Origin of the sequence: Kitasatospora sp. NPDC092286 (assembly GCF_044755565.1) — a bacterium.
Taxonomy (GTDB): Bacteria; Actinomycetota; Actinomycetes; order Streptomycetales; family Streptomycetaceae; genus Kitasatospora.
In genome coordinates, this window is the sequence record NZ_JBIVRD010000004.1 from 145,481 (window position 1) to 169,764 (window position 24,284).

At 73.7% G+C, this 24,284-nt stretch carries 17 protein-coding genes; 8 read left to right on the forward strand and 9 right to left on the reverse strand.

Annotation, left to right across the window (positions count from 1 at the left end):
* Positions 1–9 precede the first annotated feature (9 nt).
* From ACIQIB_RS06360 to ACIQIB_RS06380, 5 genes are all read right to left on the reverse strand, one after another.
* Positions 10–819, reverse strand: a complete 810-nt coding sequence (locus ACIQIB_RS06360) for a helix-turn-helix transcriptional regulator (RefSeq protein WP_363608289.1) — start codon at positions 817–819, stop codon at positions 10–12.
* 290 nt (positions 820–1,109) lie between these two features.
* Positions 1,110–2,138: a carboxymuconolactone decarboxylase gene (locus ACIQIB_RS06365; protein WP_400756990.1), complete on the reverse strand. Its 1,029-nt coding sequence runs from the start codon at positions 2,136–2,138 to the stop codon at positions 1,110–1,112.
* A gap of 133 nt (positions 2,139–2,271) precedes the next feature.
* Positions 2,272–3,147, reverse strand: coding sequence for an SDR family NAD(P)-dependent oxidoreductase (locus ACIQIB_RS06370; protein WP_363608285.1), 876 nt, complete (start codon positions 3,145–3,147; stop codon positions 2,272–2,274).
* Entirely contained in the window at positions 3,144–3,812 is a 669-nt protein-coding gene (locus tag ACIQIB_RS06375; protein ID WP_400652722.1) for a carboxymuconolactone decarboxylase family protein, read from the reverse strand. The genes ACIQIB_RS06370 and ACIQIB_RS06375 overlap by 4 nt, the downstream gene beginning before the upstream one ends.
* Positions 3,813–4,096: 284 nt before the next feature.
* The gene (locus ACIQIB_RS06380; protein ID WP_363608281.1) at positions 4,097–5,650 is read right to left on the reverse strand and encodes a GMC family oxidoreductase N-terminal domain-containing protein; all 1,554 of its coding nucleotides are present in this window, start codon (positions 5,648–5,650) and stop codon (positions 4,097–4,099) included.
* Positions 5,651–5,933: 283 nt separating this feature from the next.
* On the opposite strand from ACIQIB_RS06380, the gene ACIQIB_RS06385 reads away from it, so the two are divergent.
* The 5 genes from ACIQIB_RS06385 to ACIQIB_RS06405 all read left to right on the forward strand — a co-directional run bounded on the left by ACIQIB_RS06385 (position 5,934) and on the right by ACIQIB_RS06405 (position 15,950).
* The gene (locus ACIQIB_RS06385; RefSeq protein WP_400756992.1) at positions 5,934–7,913 is read left to right on the forward strand and encodes a CRTAC1 family protein; all 1,980 of its coding nucleotides are present in this window, start codon (positions 5,934–5,936) and stop codon (positions 7,911–7,913) included.
* A complete protein-coding gene (locus tag ACIQIB_RS06390; protein WP_363608277.1) occupies positions 7,910–8,938 on the forward strand; it encodes a hypothetical protein in 1,029 nt (342 codons plus the stop codon). Before ACIQIB_RS06385 ends, ACIQIB_RS06390 begins: the two co-directional genes overlap by 4 nt.
* Complete coding sequence (locus tag ACIQIB_RS06395) at positions 8,935–14,811, forward strand: SDR family NAD(P)-dependent oxidoreductase (protein ID WP_400756994.1); 5,877 nt, start codon at positions 8,935–8,937, stop codon at positions 14,809–14,811. Before ACIQIB_RS06390 ends, ACIQIB_RS06395 begins: the two co-directional genes overlap by 4 nt.
* Positions 14,808–15,293, forward strand: coding sequence for an acyl-CoA thioesterase (locus ACIQIB_RS06400; protein ID WP_363608273.1), 486 nt, complete (start codon positions 14,808–14,810; stop codon positions 15,291–15,293). The genes ACIQIB_RS06395 and ACIQIB_RS06400 overlap by 4 nt, the downstream gene beginning before the upstream one ends.
* A 144-nt stretch (positions 15,294–15,437) precedes the next feature.
* Entirely contained in the window at positions 15,438–15,950 is a 513-nt protein-coding gene (locus tag ACIQIB_RS06405) for a flavin reductase family protein (RefSeq protein ID WP_363608317.1), read from the forward strand.
* A 192-nt stretch (positions 15,951–16,142) separates the two neighbouring features.
* On the opposite strand, the gene ACIQIB_RS06410 is transcribed toward ACIQIB_RS06405, so the two are convergent.
* Together ACIQIB_RS06410 and ACIQIB_RS06415 are read right to left on the reverse strand one after the other, a co-directional pair.
* Positions 16,143–17,501, reverse strand: coding sequence for a cytochrome P450 (locus ACIQIB_RS06410; protein ID WP_400756996.1), 1,359 nt, complete (start codon positions 17,499–17,501; stop codon positions 16,143–16,145).
* The gene (locus tag ACIQIB_RS06415) at positions 17,498–18,478 is read right to left on the reverse strand and encodes a DUF1702 family protein (RefSeq protein ID WP_363608269.1); all 981 of its coding nucleotides are present in this window, start codon (positions 18,476–18,478) and stop codon (positions 17,498–17,500) included. The genes ACIQIB_RS06410 and ACIQIB_RS06415 overlap by 4 nt, the downstream gene beginning before the upstream one ends.
* Before the next feature lie 195 nt (positions 18,479–18,673).
* Between ACIQIB_RS06415 and ACIQIB_RS06420 the strand changes: the two genes are divergently transcribed.
* Positions 18,674–19,636, forward strand: a complete 963-nt coding sequence (locus ACIQIB_RS06420; RefSeq protein ID WP_363608267.1) for a hypothetical protein — start codon at positions 18,674–18,676, stop codon at positions 19,634–19,636.
* A gap of 73 nt (positions 19,637–19,709) precedes the next feature.
* Here the strand turns inward: ACIQIB_RS06420 and ACIQIB_RS06425 are convergent, their stop codons facing one another.
* On the reverse strand, positions 19,710–20,351 hold the full coding sequence (locus tag ACIQIB_RS06425) for a TetR/AcrR family transcriptional regulator (RefSeq protein ID WP_363608265.1): 642 nt from the start codon (positions 20,349–20,351) through the stop codon (positions 19,710–19,712).
* 79 nt (positions 20,352–20,430) lie between these two features.
* Here ACIQIB_RS06425 and ACIQIB_RS06430 point away from each other — a divergent pair, with 79 nt between their 5' ends.
* The gene (locus tag ACIQIB_RS06430) at positions 20,431–21,780 is read left to right on the forward strand and encodes a carotenoid oxygenase family protein (RefSeq protein ID WP_363608263.1); all 1,350 of its coding nucleotides are present in this window, start codon (positions 20,431–20,433) and stop codon (positions 21,778–21,780) included.
* Between the two features lie 247 nt (positions 21,781–22,027).
* Positions 22,028–22,873, forward strand: a complete 846-nt coding sequence (locus tag ACIQIB_RS06435) for an SDR family NAD(P)-dependent oxidoreductase (RefSeq protein ID WP_400756998.1) — start codon at positions 22,028–22,030, stop codon at positions 22,871–22,873.
* 83 nt (positions 22,874–22,956) lie between these two features.
* Here ACIQIB_RS06435 and ACIQIB_RS06440 read toward each other — a convergent pair whose 3' ends face one another.
* A complete protein-coding gene (locus ACIQIB_RS06440; RefSeq protein ID WP_400652699.1) occupies positions 22,957–24,138 on the reverse strand; it encodes an acyl-CoA dehydrogenase family protein in 1,182 nt (393 codons plus the stop codon).
* Between the last annotated feature and the right edge of the window lie 146 nt (positions 24,139–24,284).

Genomic DNA, 24,284 nt, shown 5'->3' on the forward strand with positions numbered 1-24,284 from the left:
GCCCGGCCGTCAGGCCGGGTACGCCTGCTGGGTCAGCTCGGACCTCGCCTCGCGGCTCCACGGCGAGGACGCCGCGGGTGTGCACGCGGATCCCGAGAAGTGGCAGTCCAGTTCGGGCAGGGCGAGCAGGATCGGCATGTCCAGCAGACAGAGCGGTCTGGTGTCGATGTCGGCCTCGGCGCGGCCGCTGCGGACCGTCATCGGCGCGCTCGACCCGACGAACAGCGGCTGGTGCGAGCGCCGGCGGGGCTGGGAGTCCAGCGCGAGGACGGTGGCGCGGACGTACCAGAGCCCGTCGGGCAGCGCGTCGAGCCGGTAGCGCCCGGGGCCGTTCAGGACGGCGCAGGCCACCGGGAAACCCTGCACGATCGGTTCCTTGAAAGCCCCGACATAGACCCGGACGGCGCCTTCGGTGGGCGGCACGGTGACCGATCCGGTGACCGTGGAGACCCGTTGTCCTAAACCTGCCGCCGGCGGGCGGTTAATATCGTGAATTCCGGTTCGGGTAAACGCGCGAAATCGCGCCGGCGACATTCCGACGCTCCGGGTGAAACGGCTGGTGAATGTTCCGAGGCTGTTGTAACCGACCTGATAGGAGATGTCGGTGACGCTCAGCAGGGTGTGCTGGAGCAGGCCCTTGGCCTTGAACAGGCGGATGGCGGTCAGGAATCTGCCGGGGGAGGTGCCGGTCTGGTCTCTGAAGACACGGGAGAAGTAGAACTTGCTGAGGATGGCGGTGTCGGCCAGGTCGGCCAGCGAGAGCGGCTCGTTGTAGTGGTCCCACATCGTGTTGATCGCACGCTCGACAGCAGCCCGCATGACATCTCTCCAATCGGGGGAAGAGGTGCGCGGCATGAGACCGCGGGCGCCGCGGGAAGCGGCGCCCGGATCAGATGGCGCATGGAACCGGCCGGGCGCAGCCTCCGTCGAGCCTGTGGCGGCGCGCGGCCGTGGAATTCCGCCGATTCGGCGGGACGCTCTGTTCCGTTAGTGGAGAAACCGTCGTCAATTTGTGATGCCCCCGTGTTATGGGCCGTTACGTTAGCGGAGTCGTATGTCGAACTCAAGGTCACGCCCGAGGTTCGGGCCATGCCCGGGCGGGGTAGCCCTCAATGGCCGGTGGCGTCCTTCCGGCCGGTCTGCCGGTAGGTCCGGTCGCCGATTCGGCGGGCCGCCTCGAAGCTCGCCCAGGCGGTGATTTCGACGATGTCGCGGTCGGTCCGGCCGGGCCGCGCGGCGGCGACGGTCCGGTCGTCGACGCGGTAGGAGGCCATCGCGCTGAGCAGGGCCAGCCGGCCCGCCGGCCGGTCCTCGGCCGACAGGCCGGCCAGCGCCCGCTCCGGCCAGGGGGTGCCGAGCCCCGGCGGCTGCCCGTCCCACTGGTCGAGTTCGGCGGTCACCACGGCCCGGACGGCGGCCGGAACGGCCCGGCGGCCGGCCTCGTCGAGGGCGGCGCAGGCCCGGGCGAAGGCGTCCGCGACGCTCGGCTCGCCCGCCGCCCAGCGGAGGTCCTCCGGCAGCTCGGCCGCGGGGAGCAGGCCGTGATTGCGCGAGCGCGGGGAGGCCGTCCGGCCCGCCGAGCGGATCAGCCAGGTGAGCACCCGCAGGACCGGGCCGAGCGAGGTCCTGGGGGCGCCGGGCGGCAGCGGGACTTCGCTCAGGAAGACGTTGACCATCCGGTTGAGGTAGTGCATCACCACCAGGGTCCCGATCAGTTCGGGCACTTCGTCCGCCGGGATGGGGTCGGGCAGCCCGTCGCCGCCCGCGACGGTGGCGGGCTGCCCCGGACCGGCGCCGCCGCCGGGCAGCAGCACCGCCAGGGTCGCGGCGTGCATCCGGACGCAGAAGGGGCAGGAGTTGGCCTCGGAGACCGCGACGGCCACCGCCTCCTTCGCCGCCCGCCGCGCCCGGCCGGGGGCGACCAGCGAGGCGCGGAGGACCAGCCAGCTCGCGGTCATCACGTCCGGCGCGGGGGAGTGCAGTGCGATGGGCGGGGCGAGCACCCCGAAGTCGCGCTCCACCTCCCGGTAGACGCGGCGTACGGGCAGTCCGCCGCTGTGGTAGCCGGCCGGCGAGACGTGGCGGATCTGGGCGAGCGACAGGTTGCGCAGCCCGCGTTGGACGATTCTTCGGTGCACGCGGTTCCCCTGTAGTAGGTGTGTGGGCCGGAGGGACGGGAACGGGGCCGGACGTCCGGTGGGCGCCGGCGGGACCGGCGGTGGTTGGGGAGTCCGACTGAGTGCCAGTCAGGAACGTTCGGTGGACCGCATGTTAAGGGATCGGGAAGAAAGCTCGCACAAATCGCTCGAACATGCGGTCACCGATGGTCCAGCGCATCCGGGGCAGCAGCCGGGACGGGACCCCGATCCGGTACCTGATCCTCGGGTTGTCGCTGGCCACCGCCCGCTCCACGACCTTGGCGACCGTTTCGGCCCGGACCGCCATCCGCCCGCGGCCGGTGGGGTGTTCGGTCTCGCGGTAGGCCCCGTGCCAGTCGACGAAGTGCTCCCAGAACGCGTCGTACAGGCCGGACTTCTCCTGGCCGGACATCCCGAGGTCGGCGACGCTGGTCGGCACGAAGCCGCCGAGGATCGGCGAGGGCTCGACCAGGACCACCTTGATCCCGACGTGGGCGACCTCGTGCCGCAGCGAGTCCCCGATGGCCTCCAGCGCGTGCTTGGTGGCCTGGTAGTAGCCGCGCCCGGGGGTGGCGAACTGCCCGAAGATCGAGGACATCATCACGATCCGGCCCTGCCCCTGCTCGCGCATGCCGGGCAGGACCAGCTGGGTCAGCCGGGAGAGCCCGAAGACATTGGTCTCGAACTGCCGGCGGACCTCCTCGATCGGCGTCTCGCCGATGGTCCCGTTGAGGCTGTAGGCCGCGTTGTTGACGAGCACGCCCACCGCGCCGTGTTCGGCGGTGATCCGCTCCACCGCCGCCAGCATCGACTTCTCGTCGGTCACGTCCAGGCGCATCGTGGTGATGCCCTCCGCGGCGAGCGGCGCGAGCATCTCGGGGTCGCGGGCGGTCGCGTACACCGGCCAGCCGGCCCGGTGCAGCCGGAGTGCGACGGCCCGGCCGGTGCCGGAGGAGAGGCCGGTGCCGGAGGAGGCGCCGGTGAGCAGAACGGCGCGGGAGGCGTTCACCGGGCGGCGTCCTCGGTGTCCCCGGCGTCCCCGGCGTCTCCGGTCGCCTGCTCCCCGGTGTCCTGCTCCTCGGTGTCCTGCCGGGAGATCCGGCTCTCGCGGACCGTCGTGCCGAGCCCGAGGCCGTCGACCAGCCGTGTGATGAAGTTGAACAAGGCGGCGACGAAGACCGCCTCCAGCAGTTCCTCGTCGTTCCACCCCGCGGCGGCGGCCCGCTGCCAGTCCTCGTCGGTGACCCGGTAGGCGCCGGTGGTCACCTTGGTGACCAGCCGCAGCAGTTCGGCGGTGGGCGCGTCGACGGGCAGCTCGTCGGGGGAGCTCGCGACGGTGATGGCGTCGGCGAGCTCCTTGCTGCCGCCGAACTGGAGCAGGAACCAGTTGTGCGTCCCGACGCAGTACGGGCAGCCGCAGACCTTCGACGTCCAGGCGGAGATGAGTTCCCGGGTGCCGCGCGGCAGCACGCCGTCGCTGAAGACCCCGGAATAGCCGGCGAGTACCACCTCCAGGAGGGCCGGCCGGGCGGATACCAGCCGGAACATGTCCGGAACGAAGGGAAGCTTCGTCGTCTCCTTGATGCGCTCGTACAGTTCCGCGGTGCGGCCGGTGGCCTCGGATTCGGACACCATCGGGACGCGGACCCCGGGGATCTGCTGCTGCTCCGTCATGTCAATCTCTCCTGCTCTCCGAGTGGTTCGGATATTCCGCGGACGGTGATTTCGGTGCTTTGCTTTCCCACGATGGTGGCACCGGGCGGTCGGTCTGGTGTCTCCGAGATTGCCCTCTGCCAGGTGGATTGAACGACCGGTCGGCCGGTTGGTCAAAGGCCGGACCGGGCACGGGTATTGGTCATTTCGGCCGGCCGGCGTCCCGGGTACGCGAACGGCCCCGGGCCCGTCCGCCTGGTACGCGAACGGGCCCGGGGCCGGCCGGCCGTGGCGGCCGGTGGCGGTCAGTCGCGGCTCAGCCAGTCCGCCAGCCGCTCGCCGATCATGATCGAGGTCAGGTTGGTGTTGCAGCTGACGATGTTCGGCATCACGGAGGCGTCGGCCACGTACAGGGCGTCGACACCGTGGACGCGCAGGTACTGGTCGACCACGGCGCCCGGGTCGTCGGCCGGCCCCATCCGGGCGGTGCCGACCGGGTGGTAGGCGCTGTCCAGGCTGACCCGGATGTACTGGCGCACCATGTCGTCCTGCTCGACCAGCCGCTCGTTGAGCACGATGAAGGACTCGCCGTACGGGCGGACGTCCGGGTGGTTGGCCAGCTGCCAGCAGGTGCGGACGCCGTCGGCGAGGATCCGCATGTCCCGCTCGGTGGAGAGGAAGTTCAGCCGGACGTCGGGCGCGGCCGCGGGGTCGGCGGAGGTGAGGGTGATCCGGCCGCGGGACTCGGGCCGCTGGTGGACGACCATGACGCCGAGGATGACCATGCCGCCGGCCAGCATCTGGAGGTCCGGGAAGAGTGTCAGGTCGAAGTGGTTGACCATGTAGAACTGCAGGTCGTTGAACTGGTCGGAGTCCTCGGCGGTGGTGCGCAGGATGGTCTGCAGGAACGGTGCCGCGGTGTCCACGGCGCCGGGCCGGGGCACCATGAAGACGCCGGTCCGCGGGTGGTCGATCAGGTTGGCGCCCACGCCCGGCAGGTCGGTCCGGACCGCGATGCCGTGGCGGGCCAGCTCGTCGGCCGGGCCGATGCCCGAACGCATCAGGATGGCGGGTGAGTTGACAGCGCCGGCGGACAGCACGACCCGGCGGCCGAGCAGTTGCTCGGCCGCGCCGCCCGCGGTGGACACCTCCACGCCCGTGGCGCGCCCGTCCTCCAGCAGCACGCGGTGGACGAGGACGCCGGGCCGGATGGTGAGGTTGGGGCGCTCGCGCACCTCGGCGGTCAGGTAGGCCATCGCGGTGGAGACCCGGACGTCCAGCGGCTCGCGCCGGTTGGAGGGGATCGGGCCGACGCCGGTCGCCTCGGGGTCGTTGTGGTCCTTGACCTCGGGGTATCCGGCGTCCAGGGCGGCCTGCAGGAACCCCCGCTGGATGTCGGTCAGTTCGTCGGGCTGCCAGCGGCGCACCGGGTACGGGCCGCCCCGGCCGTGCACTTCGCCCTGGTCGTGGTCGGCGTCGTCCTCCAGGCGGCGGAAGAACGGCAGGACCTTCTCCCAGGACCACTCGGGGTTTCCGACGGCGGCCCACTCGTCGTAGTCCTGCGGCACGCCGCGCAGGGCGATGGTGGCGCCCACCGCCGAGGAGCCGCCGGTCACCTTGCCGCGCGGGAAGCGGACCCGCCGGCCGTCGGCGATCTCGGCCCGGTACTTCCAGTCGTGCTCGTCCAGCGACATCGCGGCGCCGCTGCGGAGGTCCTCGGGGGTCCCGTCGATGTCCGGAAAGTCCGGGCCGGCCTCCAGCAGCAGGACCCGGCGGGAGGGATCGGCGCTGAGCCGGGCGGCCAGGGCTGCGCCGGCCGAGCCTGATCCGACAATGATCTCGTCGTACGTCTCTGTCATGACATGTCCTCGCGGCGTAGTACCGGTGGCGGCACCCCCGTTCGTGGTGGATCCACGGGGCGTGCGCTCGGGCGATCTGCCGGAGAGCATCACACGTGCCCGGGCCGCGGTCTTCTCCGAACGTGCCCATATCGGCCGTATCGGTGGGCAATGCGGGAGAAGCGTTTTCCGCGGACTCCGATCCATCATTCATTCTGCGAACTCCTGGCCATATCCGCCGTTCTTTTGACGGTATTTCACTGGTCCTGGCAGTTCCGTCCGTGCCCGATCCGAAGGGAATGAGATGCCTCTCCGTGAGCGGTTTCGCCGGATGATACCGGGGGTGGCGACCATCGTGGTCGCCGCCTCCCTGTTCTTCGCGGTCAGGACCTCCGTGGCGGTGGCCGGAGGTGACGAGGCAGCCGCCGCGTACGCCTTCCAGGAACTGCCGATCGCGATGCCACCGGGCTACGAGAACCGCCCGATGAAGACCGTCCGGGAGGTCAACCCGGCCTACTACAAGATCCGTTCGTGGATCTCCTCGGTCGGCGCCAGCATCGCCATCAACGACCTGACCGGACACGGCGTCGCCGATGGCATGTGCATCGTCGACACCCGGACCGACCAGGTGATCGTCACCTACACGCCGACCGCCCGGCCCGGCGACCGCTTCACCCCCTTCGTCCTCGACGCGGCGCCGCTGCCGATGGACGCCGCGATGGCGCCCACCGGCTGCACCCCGGGCGACTTCAACGGCGACGGCCGGATGGACCTGCTGGTCACCTACTGGGGCCGGACCCCGATCCTCTTCATGGCCAGGACCGACGCCACCGAGCCGGCGCCCGGCGCGTACGTGCCGCGCGAGGTCGTGCCCACCGCCTCGCCGGACGGCAAGTACCACGGCCCGCGCTGGAACACCGACGCGGACTACGTCGGCGACCTCGACGGCAGCGGCCACCCGTCCATCGTGATCGGCAACTACTTCCCGGACTCCGACGTCCTGGACCCGCACGGCCTCAACAACGTGGCGATGAACGACTCCCTCTCCAGCGCCCGCAACGCCGGCGGCGACCACGTGCTGCGCTGGGTGTCCGCCACCACCGGCAGCGACCCCACCGCCGCCTTCGTGGAGGAGAAGGACGCGATCCCCTACGACGCCTCCACCGGGTGGACGCTGGCCATCTCCGGCGCCGACCTGACCTCCGACGCGCTCCCCGAGCTCTACATCGCCAACGACTTCGGCCACGCCCACCTGCTGTACAACCGCTCCACCCCGGGGAAGATCCGGTTCACCGAGGCCACCGGGGAGCGGACGCCCACCACCCCGAAGTCGTTCGTCCTCGGCAAGGGCTCCTTCAAGGGCATGGGCGTCGACTTCGGCGACCTCAACCACAACGGCAACTTCGACATGTTCGTCAGCAACATCACCGAGGCCTGGGGCCTGGAGGAGAGCAACTTCGTCTGGGTCAACGAGGCGAAGGACGAGGCCGACATGAAGCGGCAGCTCGAACGCGGCACGGCGCCGTTCACCCAGAAGGCCCAGGAGCACGGCATGGCCTGGACCGGCTGGGGCTGGGACGCCAAGATGGGCGACTTCCTCAACAACGGCGACCTCTCCGTCATCCAGGCCACCGGCTTCGTCAAGGGGAACATCGACCGCTGGCCGTGGCTCCAGGAACTCGCCATGAGCAACGACAACCTGCTCTCCAACCCCCGGATGTGGCCGCACGTGCAGCCCGGTGACGACCTCGCCGGCGACAACGTGCTCGGCTTCTACGCCAAGACCGCCAACGGCGTCTACGCCAACGTCAGCAAGCAGCTCGGCCTCGCCGTCCCCACCCCCACCCGGGGCATCGCCACCGGTGACACCACCGGTACCGGCGCCCTCGACTTCGCGGTGGCCCGCCAGTGGGGCCCGCCCGCCTTCTACGCCAACATGGCGTCCAACCGCGGCGACTACCTCAACCTGAAGCTCTACCGCCCGGCCGGCGACAGCGCGGTCGGCCAGGGCCTGGCGGGCACCGGATCGCCCGCCTACGGCGCCCGGGTCAAGGTGACCTCGGCCCTCGGCACCCAGGTCTCCCAGCTCGACGGCGGTGGCGGCCACGGCGGATTCCGCAGCTTCGACGTGCACTTCGGCCTCGGCGCCACGAGCGGCCCGGTGACGGTGAGCCTCGAATGGCGCGACGCCGGCGGCACCCCGCACCAGAAGACGACCCAGCTGACCCCGGGCACCCACACCCTCGAACTCACCAGCGACATCAAGGAGGTCCCGAGCCGATGACCGCGACCGTACAGTCACCCGTCAGCGGCGTACCGGCCGGCGCGTCCCCGTCGCCCGCGCCCGGACCGAAGCCGAAGCCCGACCCCCGCTACCTCGCCCTGCGCAACTTCGCGCTCTCCATCAGCGTGTTCAACATCTTCGGTTACACCCTGCTCGGCTTCGAGCAGCCCTGGCTCTGGCCGATCCTGGCGGTGCTCACCGGCTACGCCACCGAGATCGCCTTCGAGCTGCTGAGCGCCTGGGCGCAGAAGCGCGGGCCGCGGTTCCTCGGCCACGGCGTGCGCGGCGTCTACGAGTTCCTCCTGCCGTCGCACATCACCGCGCTGGCCGCGAACATGCTCCTCTACGTCAACAACCAGCTGATCGCGATGCTCTTCGCGGTGGTCGTCGGCGTCTCCGGCAAGCACGCCCTCCAGGCCCCGGTGGCCGGGCGGATGCGCCACTTCATGAACCCGTCGAACTTCGGGATCACCGTCTCGCTGCTCTGCTTCGGCTCCTGGCTGAGCATCGCCCCGCCCTACGAGTTCACCGAGAACGCCAACACCTTCTTCCGGATGATGATCCCGCTGATCATCGCCACCGCCGGCACGGTGATCAACTCCCTGCTGACCAAGCGCACCCCGCTGATCGTGGGCTGGCTCGGCGGCTTCGCCATCCAGGCGTTCCTCCGGCACTGGATCTGGGACGTCTCGCTCTACTCCGCGCTCGGCGTGATGACCGGGGTGGCGTTCGTCCTCTTCACCAACTACATGATCAGCGACCCCGGCACCACCCCGTCCAAGGCCTGGCCGCAGTTCATGTTCGGCTCCGGGGTGGCCATGATCTACGGCCTCCTGATGGTCTTCAACGTCGTCTACACGCTGTTCTTCGCCACCTCCCTCGCCTGCGCGCTGCGCGGCGGCGGCTGGTGGGTCGCCCACCTGCTCAAGCGACGCCGCGAGCGCGCCGCGGCCGGCCCGCTCGGCGCGGCCGGCAACCCGCAGGCGGTCGGCCGGCAGTCCGGCACCGAGGCGGTGTCGGTATGAGCGACCGCCGCATCGCCGTCGTCGGCATCGCCTGCCGCTACCCCGACGCCGACTCCCCCCAGCAGCTGTGGCAGAACGTCCTGGCCGGGCGCCGGGCCTTCCGCCGCATCCCCGACGAGCGGATGCGGGCGGCCGACTACTACGACCCCGACCCCGCCGCACCGGACCGCTTCTACAGCCCCAACGCGGCCGTCATCGAGGGCTTCGAGTTCGACCGGGTCGAGCACCGGGTCGCCGGCAGCACCTTCCGCGCCACCGACATGACGCACTGGCTGGCCCTCGACACCGCCGCCCGGGCCCTCGCCGACGCCGGCTTCCCGGCCGGTCACGGGCTCGCCGACGCCAACACCGGCGTCGTCGTCGGCAACACCCTGACCGGCGAGTTCAGCCGCGCCAACGTCATGCGCCTGCGCTGGCCCTACGTCCGCCGGACGGTCGGCGCCGCGCTGCGCGAACAGGGCTGGGACGACGCCGCGCTCGGCGAGTTCCTGGACGGCCTGGAGGAGCGCTACAAGAGCCCGTTCCCGCCGATCGGCGAGGACACCCTGGCCGGCGGCCTGGCCAACACGATCGCCGGCCGGATCTGCAACCACTTCGACTTCAAGGGCGGCGGCTTCACCGTCGACGGGGCCTGCTCCTCCTCCCTGCTCTCCGTCATCACCGCCGCCGACGCGCTCGCCGACGGCCGGTTCGACGTCGCCGTCGCCGGCGGGGTCGACCTCAGCATCGACCCGTTCGAACTGATCGGCTTCGCCAAGACCGGCGCCCTCGCCACCGGCGAGATGCGCGTCTACGACCGGCACTCCAACGGCTTCTGGCCCGGCGAGGGCTGCGGCATGCTCGTCCTGATGCGCGACGAGGACGCCCGCGCGCAGGGCCGGTTCCGCTACGCCACCCTGCCCGGCTGGGGCTACTCCTCGGACGGCCGCGGCGGCATCACCCGCCCCGAGGTCCAGGGACACCGGCTGGCCATCGAACGGGCCTACCGGGCGGCCGGGTTCGGCATCGACTCGGTCCACTACCTGGAGGGCCACGGCACCGGCACGGCCGTCGGCGACGCCACCGAACTGCGCGCCTTCTCGCAAGCCCGCCGGGCCGCCGACGCCACCGCCCCGCCCGCGGCCATCAGCACCATCAAGGGCAACATCGGGCACACCAAGGCCGCCGCCGGGGTGGCCGGGCTGCTCAAGGCCATCCTGGCGGTGCGCCACCAGATCATCCCGCCCGCCACCGGCCACACCGAGCCGCAGGCCGAACTCACCGGACAGCAGCCCGCGCTGCGCGTCCCGGACACCGCCGAACTGTGGCCGGCCGAGGCGCCGATCCGCGCCGGGGTCTCCTCCATGGGCTTCGGCGGCATCAACGCCCACGTGGTGGTCGAGCACGCCGACGGCGTCCGCAAGAGCGCCCTCGGACGGACCACCGAACGGCTGGTCCGCTCCCGGCAGGACTGCGAGCTGCTGCTCGTGGACGCCGCGAGCCCGGCCGACCTGCGGGCCTCGGCCGCCCACCTCGCCGACCTGACCGCCCGCCTCTCCTACGCCGAACTGGCGGACCTCGCCGCCACCCTGCAGTCCCGGCTGGCCGGCCGACCGGTCCGGGCGGCCGTCCTCGCGGCCAACCCGCAGGAGGCCGCCCGGCGCTTCGAGCACCTGCTCGGCCTCCTCGACGGCGGCACCCGCGCCGTCGTCGACCCGGCCGGCGGGGTGTTCCTCGGGGTCGGCTCGGCCCGGCCCCGGATCGGCCTGCTCTTCCCCGGGCAGGGCGCCGGACGCCGGGGCGACGGCGGCGCGCTGCGCCGCAGGTTCGCCACCGTCGACGCGCTCTACCGCGACCTGCGGCTGCCCGCCGACGGGGACCTGGTCGCCACCGACGTCGCCCAGCCGCGCATCGTGACCTCCTCCGTCGCCGGCCTGCGGGTGCTCGCCGCCCTCGGCATCGAGGCGGTCGGTGCCGTCGGGCACAGCCTGGGCGAACTCACCACGCTGCACTGGGCGGGCGCCCTCGACGAGTCCGCCCTGCTGGAGACCGTCGCCGTGCGCGGCCGGGTGATGGCACACGCCAGTGACGGCAACGGCACGATGGCCGGGATCGCCGCGCCGCCCGCCGAGGTCGAGCCGCTGCTGGACGGGCTCCCGGTGGTCGTCGCCGGATACAACGGCCCGACCCAGACGGTGGTGTCCGGCCCGGTCGACGCGGTCGAACGGGTCTGCGCCCGGGCCTCCCGGCAGGGGCTCGGCAGCAACCGGATCAACGTCTCGCACGCCTTCCACTCGCCCGCGGTCGAACCGGCCGCCCACGCGTTCGCGGAGCACCTGGCGACCGTCCCGTTCACCGCGCCGCACGGCCGGATGTTCTCGACCGTCACCGGCGCCGAACTGGCCGAGGGGACGGACCCGCGTGCCCTGCTGACCCGGCAGGTGCTCGACCCGGTCCGCTTCGCCGAGGCCCTTTCCGCCCTGGCCGCCGACACCGACCTGCTGCTGGAGGTCGGCCCCGGGCGGGTGCTGCGCGGCCTGGCGGCCGAGATCGCGCCCACCGTCCCGGTGCTCTCGCTCGACACCGACGGCACCTCGCTGGCCGGCCTGCTCGGCGCGACGGCCGCGGCCTGGACGATGGGCGCGCCCGTCGAGCACGCGGCGCTCTTCGCGGACCGGCTGGTCCGCCCGCTGCCGCTGGACAAGGAGTTCCGGTTCTTCGCCAGCCCCTGCGAGGAGGCCCCCGAAGGCGACTTCGGCACCACGGCGGCGGCCCGCCCGGCGGAGCGCTCCGAGCCGGCCCCGGCCCGCGAACGCGCCCGGACGGCGGACCGGGAGACGCCGTCCGACGGCGGCGACGACACGCTCGCCGTCCTGCTCCGGCTCGCCGCCGAGCGCGCGGAGCTGCCGCTCGCGGCGGTGCACGGCGGCATGAACCCGCTGGACGAGCTGCACCTCAGCTCCATCACGGTCGGCCAGATCGTCAACGACACCGCCCGTGAACTCGGCCGGTCCGTGCCGATGGCCACCTCCGCCTTCGCCACCTCGACCCTGGCCGAACTCGCCGGACTGCTCGACGAGCTCGGCGACGGCGACGGCCCCGGGACGGACGGTGCGGCGGCCGTCCAGGGGGTCGCCCCCTGGGTGCGGGCCTACGCGGTCGACCTCGTCCCGGTCGCCGCGGGACCGGCCGGCGCCCCCCGGCCGGGGGGCGACTGGCAGCTCTTCAGCACCCCCCACCACCCGCTGGCGGAGGACCTGCACCGCGCCCTCGGCCGGGCCGGACTCGGCGACGGCGTGCTGCTCTGCCTGCCCGCCGACTGCGACGAGCGGCACGCCGGCCTGATGCTCGACGCCGCCCGGGCGGCACTCTCCGCGGCCGGACCGGTCCGCCTGGTCGCCGTGGGCGACCGGCGCGGCGCCGCCGGACTGGCCAGGACCCTGCACCTGGAGGCGCCCGCGGTCGCCACCACCGTGATCACCCTGCCGCTCGCGCCCGGCCGGGACACCGGCCCGGACGCCGGACCGGGCGCCGACACCGTCGCCCGGATCGTCGCCGACGTCGCGGCCACCCGGGGCTTCGCCGAGGTGCACTACGACCCCGACGGCACCCGCCGCGTCCCCGTCCTGCGCCCCCACCCGACCGCGGCCGCCGAGGAGGGCGCCGACCTCGGCCTCGGGACCGGCGACGTCCTGCTGGTGACCGGCGGCGGCAAGGGCATCACCGCCGAGTGCGCCCTCGGGCTGGCCCGCGCCACCGGCACCGCCATCGGTCTGCTCGGCCGCTCCGACCCGGACGACGACCCCGAACTCGCCGCCAACCTGGAGCGGATGGCCGCCGCCGGCGTCTCCTACCACTACGTCCGGGCCGATGTGACCGCCGCCGACGAGGTCAAGACGGCCGTCGCCCGGATCCACGCCGTCCTGGGCCCGGTCACTGCCGTCCTGCACGGCGCCGGCCGCAATGTGCCGCACGCCCTCGCCGACCTCGACGAGGCGTCCTTCCGGCGCACCCTCGCCACCAAGATCACCGGCCTGGAGAACGTCCTCGCGGTGACCGACCCCGCCTCCCTGCGGCTGCTGGTCACCTTCGGCAGCATCATCGGCCGGGCCGGACTGCGCGGCGAGGGCGACTACGCCACCGCCAACGACTGGCTCACCGACCTCACCGACCGGGTCCGGGAGGACTACCCCGACTGCCGCTGCCTCGCGCTCGAATGGTCGGTCTGGTCCGGCACCGGCATGGGCGAACGGCTCGGCGTCCTGGAGTCGCTGCTCCGGGCCGGCATCGAACCCATCCCGGCCGAGGAGGGCGTCGCGCTGCTCGGCCGTCTGCTCGCCGACCGGACGGCCCCCGGCACCCTGGTGGTGGCCGGCCGCACCGGATCCCTGCCGACCCTCACCCACGAGACGGCCGAACTGCCGCTGTACCGCTTCCTCGACCGCCTCCTGGTGCACCACCCCGGCGTCGAACTCGTCGCCGAGACCGACCTGTCGGACGCCACCGACCCCTACCTCGGCGACCACCTGCTCGACGGCTCGCTGCTCTTCCCCGCCGTCCTCGGCATGGAGGCGATGACCCAGTGCGCCGCCGCCCTGACCGGGCACGGCACACCGCCGGCGCTCCAGGACGCGGAGTTCCTGCGGCCGATCGTGGTGCCGACCGACGGCACCACCACCATCCGGGTGGCCGTCCTCGCCGCCGAGGACGGCACGGTCCGGACCGTCATCCGCAGCAGCGAGACCGGCTACCAGGCCGACCACTTCCGCGCCACCCTGCGGTTCGACGCCCCCGCCCCCGCCGCCCTCGGGACGGCACCCGGTGGCGCCGTCCCGCTGGACCCGGCCCGCGACCTCTACGGACCGGTGCTCTTCCAGGGCGGCCGCTTCCAGCGGCTGCTCGGCTACCGGGCGCTGGCCGCCAAGCAGTGCGTCGCCGAGGTCTCCACCCGCGCGGACGCCCCCTGGTTCGCCGGCTACCTGCCGGACGGCCTGGTCCTCGGCGACCCCGGCGCCCGGGACACCCTCATGCACGCCATCCAGTGCTGCGTCCCGGACGCCACCCTGCTGCCGGTCGGCGTCGAGCGGCTGCACCCCGCCGGCCCGGGGGCCGGCGCGTCCGGCCCGCTCGTCCTGCACGCCGTCGAGCGCCTGCGCGACGGTGACACCTACCTCTACGACCTGGACGTCCGCGACCACGACGACGCCCTGGTCGAGAGCTGGCGGGGGCTGCGGCTCCAGGCCGTCCGCAAGCAGGACGGCCGCGGTCCGTGGGAGCCCGTCCTGCTCGGCCCCTACCTGGAGCGCCGGGCCGAACTCCTGCTGTCCGCCGCCGTCGACTGCGTCGTCCACCCGGACGACGGCGCCCCGCCCCGGGGCACCGCCGAACGGCGGCAGCGCACCGCCGAGGCCGTCGCCCGGCTGGTGGGCGGACCGGCCACGGTCCGCTACCGCCCGGACGGCCGCCCCGAGATCGAGGGCGGGCCCACCGTCTCCTCCTCGCACGGCGCGGGCGTGACCTTCGCGGTGGCGGGGGAGCGGCCGGTCGCCTGCGACGTCCAGACCGTCGACGAGCGCACCGCCGAGGACTGGGCCGGCCTGCTCGGGGCCGACGGCCTCGCCCTGGCCCGGCTGATCGCGGCCGAGCAGACCGAGGAGCTGTCCGTGGCCGCCACCCGGGTCTGGGGAGCGGTCGAGTGCCTGCGCAAGCACGGCCGGGCGCTCGGGCGGCTCACCGCCGACCCCGCGACCGGGCCCGCGACCGGCCCGGCCACCGGCCTGGACGGCTGGCTGGTGCTGCGTTCCGGCGCCGCCCGCGTCGCGACCTTTCCGACCGCACTGCGCGGGCTCCGGGAGCCCGTGGTGTTCGCCATCCTGACCGAGGGGGACGAGTGAGCGACCGGCCGTACTTCGAGCACCGCCATCTGGTCGGCTTCGAGGAGACCAACCTGGTGGGCAACGTCTACTACGTCAACTACGTCCGGTGGCAGGGGCGTTGCCGCGAGCTCTTCCTCCGGGAGCGGGCGCCCGAGGTGCTGGCGGACATCCGCGACGACCTGAAGCTGTTCACCCTCAAGGTGGACTGCGAGTTCTTCGCCGAGATCACCGCCTTCGACGAGCTGTCGATCCGGATGCGGCTGGAGGACCTCACCCAGACCCAGATCGGCTTCACCTTCGACTACGTCCGGCTCCGCGAGGGCGGCGAGGACCTGGTCGCGCGGGGCCGGCAGCGGGTGGCCTGCATGCGGGGGCCGAACAACGACACCCGCCCGGCCCGGGTGCCCGAGCCGCTGCGGCTGGCGCTGGCGCCCTACGCCGCCGGCGCCGTCCCGGACGTCCCGGAGCCCGTTCCGGTCCGCAGCGGAAGCGGGGTGTAGGCCGTGGGCGCCACTGACGGCCGGTCCCTGACCGGGCTCACCGCACCGCCCGTACCGGCGGCGCCCGGGACACCGGCCCGGCTGTCCGGGCTGCCTGGGCTGTCCGGGTTGGCCGAGTTGGCCGGGCCGCCTGAGCCGGCCGGGCTGTCCGAGCGCCTCCCGCGCGGGGTCCACGACCGCTCGGCCCTGCGCGGAGCGCTCGGCGCCTTCGCCACCGGCGTCACCGTGCTGACGGCCGGACGGGAGAACCCGTGCGGGATGACGGCGAACTCGTTCACCTCGGTCTCGCTCGACCCGGCGCTCGTCCTGGTGTGCGTGGTGCGCACGGCCGCCGTGCACGACCGGATCCTGGCGGAGGGGGGCTTCGCGGTGTCGGTGCTCTCCGACCGCCAGGAGAAGCTCGCCCGCTACTTCGCGGACCGCCACCGGCCGCGCGGCGCGGCCGAGTTCGAGGGCGTCCCGGCGTCCCCCGGGCGGCACACCGGCGCGCCGCTGCTCACCGGCGCGCTGGCCTGGCTGGAATGCGGGCTGGCCGCCGTGCACGACGGCGGGGACCACTCGATCCTGGTCGGGTCCGTCCTCGGACTGGGGCGCGGCGAGGCGGAGCCGGCGCTGGTCTTCCACGCCGGCGGGTTCCACCCGCTCGGCCGTTCCTGAGCCTGTTCCCCGGCCCTCCCGGTCCCGATCGGGAGGGCCGGGGGCGGCTGTGCCCGGCCGTGCAGCGGCCCTCACCGGGAGGGCCGCTGCACGGCCGGGCCTGCGTGCTGTCCGGACGGGTGCCGGCAGGGCGTCAGGACCGCGAGAAGACCCCCGGGCCGGCGGGCCCGGGGGTCTTCTCGTACGGGTGGTTCAGCCGACCGGCCGGACCGTCATCGGCAGCCCGCCCCGCACCCGCAGGGTCAGCATGGGCTCGGGGACGACCGGGTACCCGGGCACCTCGGTGAGCCGCACCCGGCGGGCGACCGCCGCGGTGACGACGGCGGCCTCCATCATGCCGAGCCCGCTGCCGACGCAGACCCGCGGCCCGGCGCCGAACGGCAGATAGCTGTACCGGGAGCGGTGCGCGGCGCGCTCGGGGGTGAACCGCTCCGGGTCGAAGCGGTTCGGGTGGTCCCAGAACTCCGGGTGCCGGTGCAGGGTGTACGGGCAGATCAGCACATCGGCGCCGGCCGGCACCCGGTACCCGCCGATCTCGTCCTCGGCGAGCGCCTTGCGGGGCAGGATCCAGACCGGCGGGTAGAGCCGCATCACCTCCTGCAGCACCATGGTGGTGTAGCCGAGCCGGTGGACGTCCCCGATGCCGACCGGGCGGTCGCCGAGCACCTCGACGGCCTCCTCGTGCAGCCGCTCCCAGACCTGCGGGTGCCGGGCCGCCAGGTGGAAGGTCCAGCTCAGGGTGGACGCGGTGGTCTCGTGCCCGGCCAGCAGCAGGGTCACCAGTTCGTCGCGCACCCGTAGCCGGCGCACGGCCGGCGGGTCGTCCCGGCTGGACTCGACCAGCCGGGAGAGCACGTCGTCCCGGCCCCCGGTCGACGCCGAGGCCCGTTCGGCCGCCAGTGTGGCGGTGATCCGTTCGAGCTCGGCGCGGGCCCGGCGGAACCGGGTCTGCCCCGGCAGCGGGATCCAGGTGGGCACCGCCCCGAGCGACATCATCTCGAACATCGCCTGGTCCTGGACGGTCTCGAAGTGCTCGCCGATGCCCTCGTAGGCGTCGAGGTCCGCGTCGAGCAGCGTCCGGCCGAGGACACCGAGCGTCAGACCGGTCATCTCCTGCCGGATGTCGACCGGCTCCCCGGGCGGCCGGGCCAGCAGCCGGGCGACCAGCTTCTCGGCCTCCTCCCCGACGGCGGCGGCCTGCTGGGCCAGCCGCTTGGGCTGGAAGGCCGGCTGGATGGTCCGCCGCTGCTGCCGCCAGAGCGCGCCCTCACTGGTGAGCAGCCCGTCCCCGAGCGCCCGCCGGGCGTGGGTGAGGCCGATCCCCTTGTGGTAGTTGGCGCCGTTGTCGGAGAGCACCCGCCGGGCGTGGTCCGGATGGTTGAAGAAGTGCAGCGTCTTCGGGCCGAGCGGCAGCCGGACGGCGTCGCCGTAGGTGCGCGCCGCCCAGGTCATCACGGAGAGCCGGTCCCGGGCCATCCGGGTCAGCAGGTCCAGGGTGCGCCGGCGGGACGGCCCCGGCGGCCGTCCGCCGGGCCGGGCGACGGTGCTCATACGACCGCGCCCGGGCGGGATGCGAACCGGGCGGCGATCGTGCGGCGCCACACCTCGTACGCGGGCAGCTCGCCGTCCACCACCGGCACCGGCCGGACGGCGGTGCTGAACTCCGCGGCCTCCTCCGGGGTCAGGCCGCACAGGACGCGGGCGGCCAGCCGGGTGTGCTCGGTGACCAGCCCGGCCTCGATCCGGGCGGTGGCGGCGAAGACGGAGCCCTGGGCGACCTCGCCCCGGTACTTCTCCGCCCGCCGCAGGAAGGCCCGCAGCTCCGCCTCGTCGCCGCCGCCCGCGTAGGTGGCCGCCAGCCCGGCGCCGCTGTAGAGGTCGGGCCGGCGTTCCTCGGGGAACCGGTCGAGCAGGTCGGCCACCCGCTCGGGGTCGGCGCCGCCGACGAACCAGCAGGCCCGGCCGACCCCCTGGTCGACGGCGTGCGGGACGTAGTCGCGGGGTCCGTCGCAGGGCCAGGGCAGATCGGTGTCCCGCCGGTGCCCGTGGACGTACTCGGCGGTGCGGAAGTAGGCCTGGTGGAAGCCGTAGCCGTCCAGGGCGAGCCAGCGCAGCAGCGGGTCGTCCAGGGACAGCGCCGGCCAGCGGAAGCGGGGGAGCCGGGCCATCGCCCAGCCCACCCCGACGTAGGCCATGTAGACGTGGTCCCGGCCGCGCCCGGCGAGCAGCCCGCGGACGTGGTTGCGGCCGCCCAGCGGCAGGCCGTCCAGCATCGCCAGGGCCATCGCCGCGCCCTCGTAGGCGAAGCCCCGGAACTCCTCCGGGACCTGTTCGAGACGGCGCTCGGCGTCGGGTGGGGTGCGGGCCTCGGCGGCGTACGCGTAGCCGGTGAGGAAGGTGGCGCCGACGTTCTCCAGCAGGTGCCGGGCGGCGGGGTCCTTCTCGTGGAAGCCACGGGTGGAGAGCAGGGTCTCCGAGATGTCGGGCGTCAGGATGCGGCGCCGCAGCGCGCGCCAGTAACCGGCCAACGTTCCCTCCAGCGGGGCGGGGTGGACCGCGGTGATCCGGCTTCACATCGTGCTGGCGGCGGACGCGGCGGGCCTACTCCGAACGTGCCCGACCCGGTCGGCCGGCGGACTGGGCAGGACGGAAGAAGTCCGCCGCCCGGTGGCGCCCCATACTCCAAACGCCCTGTCCCGCCAGCCCGCAGGAGGCCCACAGCCATGAGCAAGGTGATCGACGCCCGGTCCGCCGTCCGTCCGGCGGTTCCCACCTCCCTGTTCGTCAACGGACACCGCCCAGGACGGCTCGGGCTGACGCTCGGGCTGAGCGTCCTCGGCGGCCTGTTCATCGCGTACGCCTGGAACTCCGAACTGGTCGACCGCGAGATCGGTTTCAACACCGCCACCGCCCTGCTCGGGCACGACGCCCACGGCACCCCGATCGCAGGCATCGCCTCGGGGGTGCTGTTCGCGTTCGTCACGGGCCTGGCCGGCTCCTTCACCGCCTGCAACATCGCGGTCTTCGGCGCGGTCGGCCCGCTGGTCGGCCAGGAGAGGACCCGCCGGGCCAGACTCCTCCAGACGGTGCGTCCGCTGCTGTGGATCGGCGCCGGGCTGGTGCCGGTCTCGGCGGCCTACGGCGCGCTGGTCGGGCTGGCCGGGACCCACCTCCCGCAGTTCGCCACGGCCCCGACCAGCGGCCTCTCGCCGCGGGCGGCGCAGTCGATGACCACCTACGGTCTGATCGGCCTGGCGATGGTGGTGCTGGGCCTGGCCGCCGCCGGGGTGGTCCGCGATCCGCTGGCGGCGCTCTCCCGCCGGTTCCCCAACGCGCCGCTGGTGCTGATCGGCGTGCTGGTCGGCGGCTTCCTGATCGGGCGCCCGTACCCGCTCTTCCGGGACCTCTTCCGGCATGCCGCGAACACCCACAACCCGTTCTACGGCGCGGGTGCCTTCGTGCTCCAGTCGATCGGCAACATCGTGGTCATGGGGCTGCTGTTCGTGCTCCTCTCGGTCACCCTGGGCGACCGGCTGCGGGGCTGGCTGGCCGCCAGGCCCGCGCGGGCGAGCGCGCTGACCGCCGCCGCCTTCCTGGTGGCCGGGGTCTTCACGATCGTCTACTGGGACATCCGGATCCTGGGCCGGCTCGGCTACCTCTGGTTCCCGACGGCGCCCTGGAACTGACCCCCGGCGCGTTCCGCACGCTCCGCACGGCCCGCCGACGGGCCGCGACCGCGGGAGCCCCGGGCCCCGGAGATCAGGCCCGGAGCTCCCGCGCTGTTTTCAACGAGGCCATGGTGTCGGCGAGTTTGTCGCCGGCGCCGACGATCAGGCCGCAGACCTGGGCCTCGAAGCAGGCGTCCGCGTCGTACGGCTCGACCAGGTAGCCGCCGAGCTCCAGGGTGACCAGGCCGTGCAGCGCGATCCACATCTGGTGCGCGACCAGCTGGGCGTCGTGGGCCCGGAAGCGGCCGGCTGTCATGCACCGGACGACGGCCCGGACCAGGATCTCCAGGGTGTAGCGGCCGTGCTGGCGGTCGGCGTCGGTCAGGGCGAAGCCGCCCAGGCCGGCGCCGCCGAACATGATGCCGTACAGGTAGCGGTGCTCCAGGGCGTTGTCCCGGTAGGCGTGGCCGAGCGAGGCGACGTCGGTCACCGGGTCGGGCCCCTCGCCGATGGCGCTCATCCGGCCGTTGAGCCGGACGAAGCCCTCGTGGACCACGGCCCGGACCAGGTCGTCCATGCCGCCGAAGTGGGTGTAGACCGCGGTGGTGGAGGTGCCCACGGCGGCGGCCAGCCGGCGGGTCGAGAGGGCCAGCGGGCCCTCCTCGGCGAGGAGGCGGGCGGCGGCCTCGATGAGCTGCGCGCCGAGTCTGGGGTCTGCTTGACGGGGACTCACCGTTGACATGCTGTCATGGCAGCGGTACACCTGAATAGTAACAGTGTTACGTAACGCCGAGACGCCATGGCGGGTAGCGATGTTGACGCAGAGCCAGTCCGACACCCTTCTTCGCGCCACCCGCCGGGAACCCCGGCCGGTCGCGGGCGAACAGACCGTGCACGCCCCGCGGGTCCGGGGCGAACTCCCGGCCGGACTCGACGGCCTGCTGCTGGCGGCCGGCGCCGGCCCGGGCGCCGGCCCGGACGCCGGCCACCACCTGCACGGCGGCGACCCGCTGGTGCACGGGCTGCGGCTGCGCGACGGCGAGGCGCAGTGGTACCGCAGCCGCTGGCTGCGCACCGACCGGGCCTGCCGGCGGCTCGGCGAGCTCACCGTCCCCGGACCGCGCCGCGCCCTCGCCGACGACGCCGGGGCCGCCCTGGTCGGCCACGGCGGGCGGATCCTGGCGCTCGGCGACGACGGCGCGCTGCCGGTCGAACTCGGCCCGGAGCTGGACACCGTCGCCCGCGGCGACTTCGACGGCACGCTGCCGAACGGCTTCGCCTCGCACCCGGTGCTCGACCCGGTCACCGGGGAACTGCACGCGGTCGCCTTCGACCACCGCCGCCCCTACGTGGAGCACGTGGCCGTCGACCGGACCGGCCGGGTGCGGCGCGCCCGCCGGATCACCGTCAAGCAGTCCCCGATGATGCACGCCTTCTCGCTCACCGAGCGGTACGCCGTCCTCTACGACCTGCCGGTCGTCGCCGACGGCCCCGGACCGGGCCCGCGCTACCAGTGGGACGACCGGCACGGCGCCCGGCTCGGCCTGCTGCCCCGCGACGGCGGCGACGACGACATCCTCTGGATCGAGATCGAGCCCTGCTACGTCTTCCACCCCGTCAACGCCTACGAGACCGGCCGGCACCTCGTCATCGACGCGATCCGCCACCCGGCGCCCCGCCCCGGGGCGCACCCGCTCGACCCCGGGCAGGCGGCGCCGGGCCTGTGGCGATGGACGGTGGACCGGCTCTCCGGCACCGTGCTGGAGGAGCAACTCGACGACTTCGTGGAGGAGTTGCCCGGCATCGACCCCCGCCGCAGCGGCCTGCCGCACCGCTACGCCTTCACCACGGCCGTCCGGCCGGACGGCCGCGGCGCCGCCACCGGTACGGCGCTGCTCCGGCACGACCTGCTGACCGGGCGGACGGCGGTGCACCGGGTCGGCGCCGGCCGCACCGTGGGGGAGGGCGTGTTCGTCCCGCGCGGCCCCGGCGCGCCGGAGGGCGACGGCTGGGTGCTGGGCCTCGTGCACGACCGGGAGCGGGACAGCGGCTCGCTGGTGGTGGTCGACACCGCCGACTTCACCGGCGCCCCCGTCGCCGAGGTGCTGCTGCCGGACGGGCTCCCGGCCGCCGGGCACACGGCCTGGGTGCCGGGCGGCTGAACCGGGCGCGGCCGGGCCCGAACGCATGTGCGTCAGCGGACGGCCCGCCGGACCGCCCGCCGGACCGGACCGCCCGCGCGGCCGCCGCGGCCTGCGGCGTCGCCCGGAGCGCGGCGCGGACCGGGACCCGCTCGGCTCGCGGCCCGCCCGGACCTTCCTTAGCGTGGATCGGACGTGTCCGCCGTTACGGCGGTGCCGAAGTCCCGCGGGCCGCGTGTCCGGCTCGCCCGAGGGAAGGTGAAACCCGATGGAGAGTCTGCTGGCCGGGAAGACGGCGGTGGTCTACGGACCCGGCGCGATCGGCGGTGCGGTGGCCCGGGCGTTCGTCCGCGAGGGCGCGCAGGTGTTCGTGGCGGGCCGGGGCGAGGCGGCGCTCAAGCAACTGGCCGACGAGCAACTGGCCGACGAGCAACCGGCCGACGAGCAGCCGGCCGACGGGGCCGGGCCGGGGCCGGGCTCGCTGGTCACCGCGCAGGTCGACGCGCTCGACCGGGAGGCCGTGGAGGCCTTCGTCGACTCCGTCGTCGAGCGCACGGGCCGGCTGGACGTGTCGTTCTGCGCCACCTCCACGCACCGCCCGGGCGGGGAGCAGGGCGCGGCCCTCGGAGAGCTGTCCTTCGACGACTTCGCGCTGCCGATCATCGACTTCACCCGGGCGCAGTTCACCACCGCCAACGCGGCGGCCGCGCGGATGGTGCCCGCCGGGCGCGGCGTGATCATGATGGCGACGGCGGTGCCCTCGCGCATCCCCTACCCCTACACGGCCGGCTTCGGCCCGGCCTGGGCGGCGGTGGAGGCGTTCTCCCGGACGCTGGCCGCCGAGGTCGGCCCGGCCGGTGTCCGGGTGCTCTGCCTGCACTCGGCCGGTTCGCCGGAGGCGCGGGCCAGTATCGAGAGCACGCTGGCGACCGACCTGCCCGACCTGCCGGGCCGGGCGGAGGGCTGGAACCGCCGCTCCGCCGCCCGCAGCCTGCTGGACCGCGGGCCGTCGCTCGCGCAGGTCGGCGACATGGCGGCCTTCCTGGCCTCGGAGCGGGCCGACGCGACCACGGCGGCCCTGGTCGACCTGACCGGCGGCATGGCGGCGCACTGACGGCGGGACGGCCGGGTACCGACGGCGACGGGCCCGCCGCCCCGGCAAGCGGGACGGCGGGCCCTGGTCCGGCCGCGGACGGCTCAGATGTAGAGGGTGTTCGGCTCCAGACCGCAGAGGATCCGCCCGTACAGCTCGGCGTTGGTGTCCGGGTTGATCAGCGCGTGCAGACCGGCGGCCTGGATGTCCCGGGCGATCCGCTGGAGCGCCACGTCCAGGTAGATCGCGGAACCCCCGCTGATGCTGACGAAGGTGTCGACGGCCTGCTTCGCCAGCCGGGTCGCCTCGCCCTGGTCGTTGCGGACCCGTGCCCGCTCCTCGATCTTCCACTCCTCCCCGCTGGCCGCCTTGGCGTCGACCACGGCCGCGGCCCGCAGGGCGTGGAACTCCGCCTGGTCGATGCGGTTCACCGCCTCCGCGACCCGAAGGTGCGTCACGGGGGCCTCGTTCTGCGCGGTGTAGTCGGTGTAGGTGATCTGCCGGCCGGGCAGCCGCTCGAAGAAGACCTCCTTGGCCGCCTTCGCCAGACCGACCGCCACGCCCACCCCGGAGGCCGCCGCGACCAGGGTGGCCGGGGTGCGCCAGACGGGGGAGTCGGCGTTGGCCTGCGAGAGGCCCTGCGGGCGCATCGCCGCGCTCATCGGGATGATCCGGTGCTGCGGGACGAAGACGTGGTCGGCCAGCGTGGTGACGCTGCCGCTGCCGCGCAGGCCGACGGTGTGCCAGTCGTCCGCGATCTCCAGGTCGGACATCGGGACGAGCAGCATCAGCGGCTCCGGCTCGGCGTCCGGGCGCAGCAGCACGGCGGCGACCTCCTGCCAGCCGGCGTGCCAGGCCCCGCTGATGAACTTCCAGGAGCCGTTGAGCACGACGCCGCCCTCGGCCGGGACGGCGGTGCCGGTCGGGCTGTTGGTGCCGCAGACCCGCGGGTCCGGGGTGGTGAACACCTCGTCCTGGGCGCTGTCCTGGAAGAGCCCGGCGATCCAGGTGGGGATCCAGTACACCGAGGACGTCCAGCCGATGGCCCCGTCGGCCCGGCCGAGCTCCATGGCGACCTGCACCAGCGTCGTCGTGTCGCACTCGTACCCGCCGTAGCGCCGCGGCGTGCGCAGCCGGAAGACGCCGGCCTCCGCCAGGGTGGCGATCGTCGCGTCGCTCAGCCGTCGGTTCTCCTCGGACCAGACCGCCTGCTCCCGGAGGACGGGCACCAGCGCCGCGACCCGGTCGACGATTTCTTCCCGCGTCGGTATTCCACTGGACGACATCATGGCCTCCTGGGCGATTGGGGATGGGTGACCTGACCGTATTTCCGTACGGTGCGGGCGGTCACCGGGGAAACGATTCCACCGGGCCGCCCGGGTGGGCATCTTCAGAATTGCCGAACCCGGCCGGACTGTTTTTCGGTCAGGGC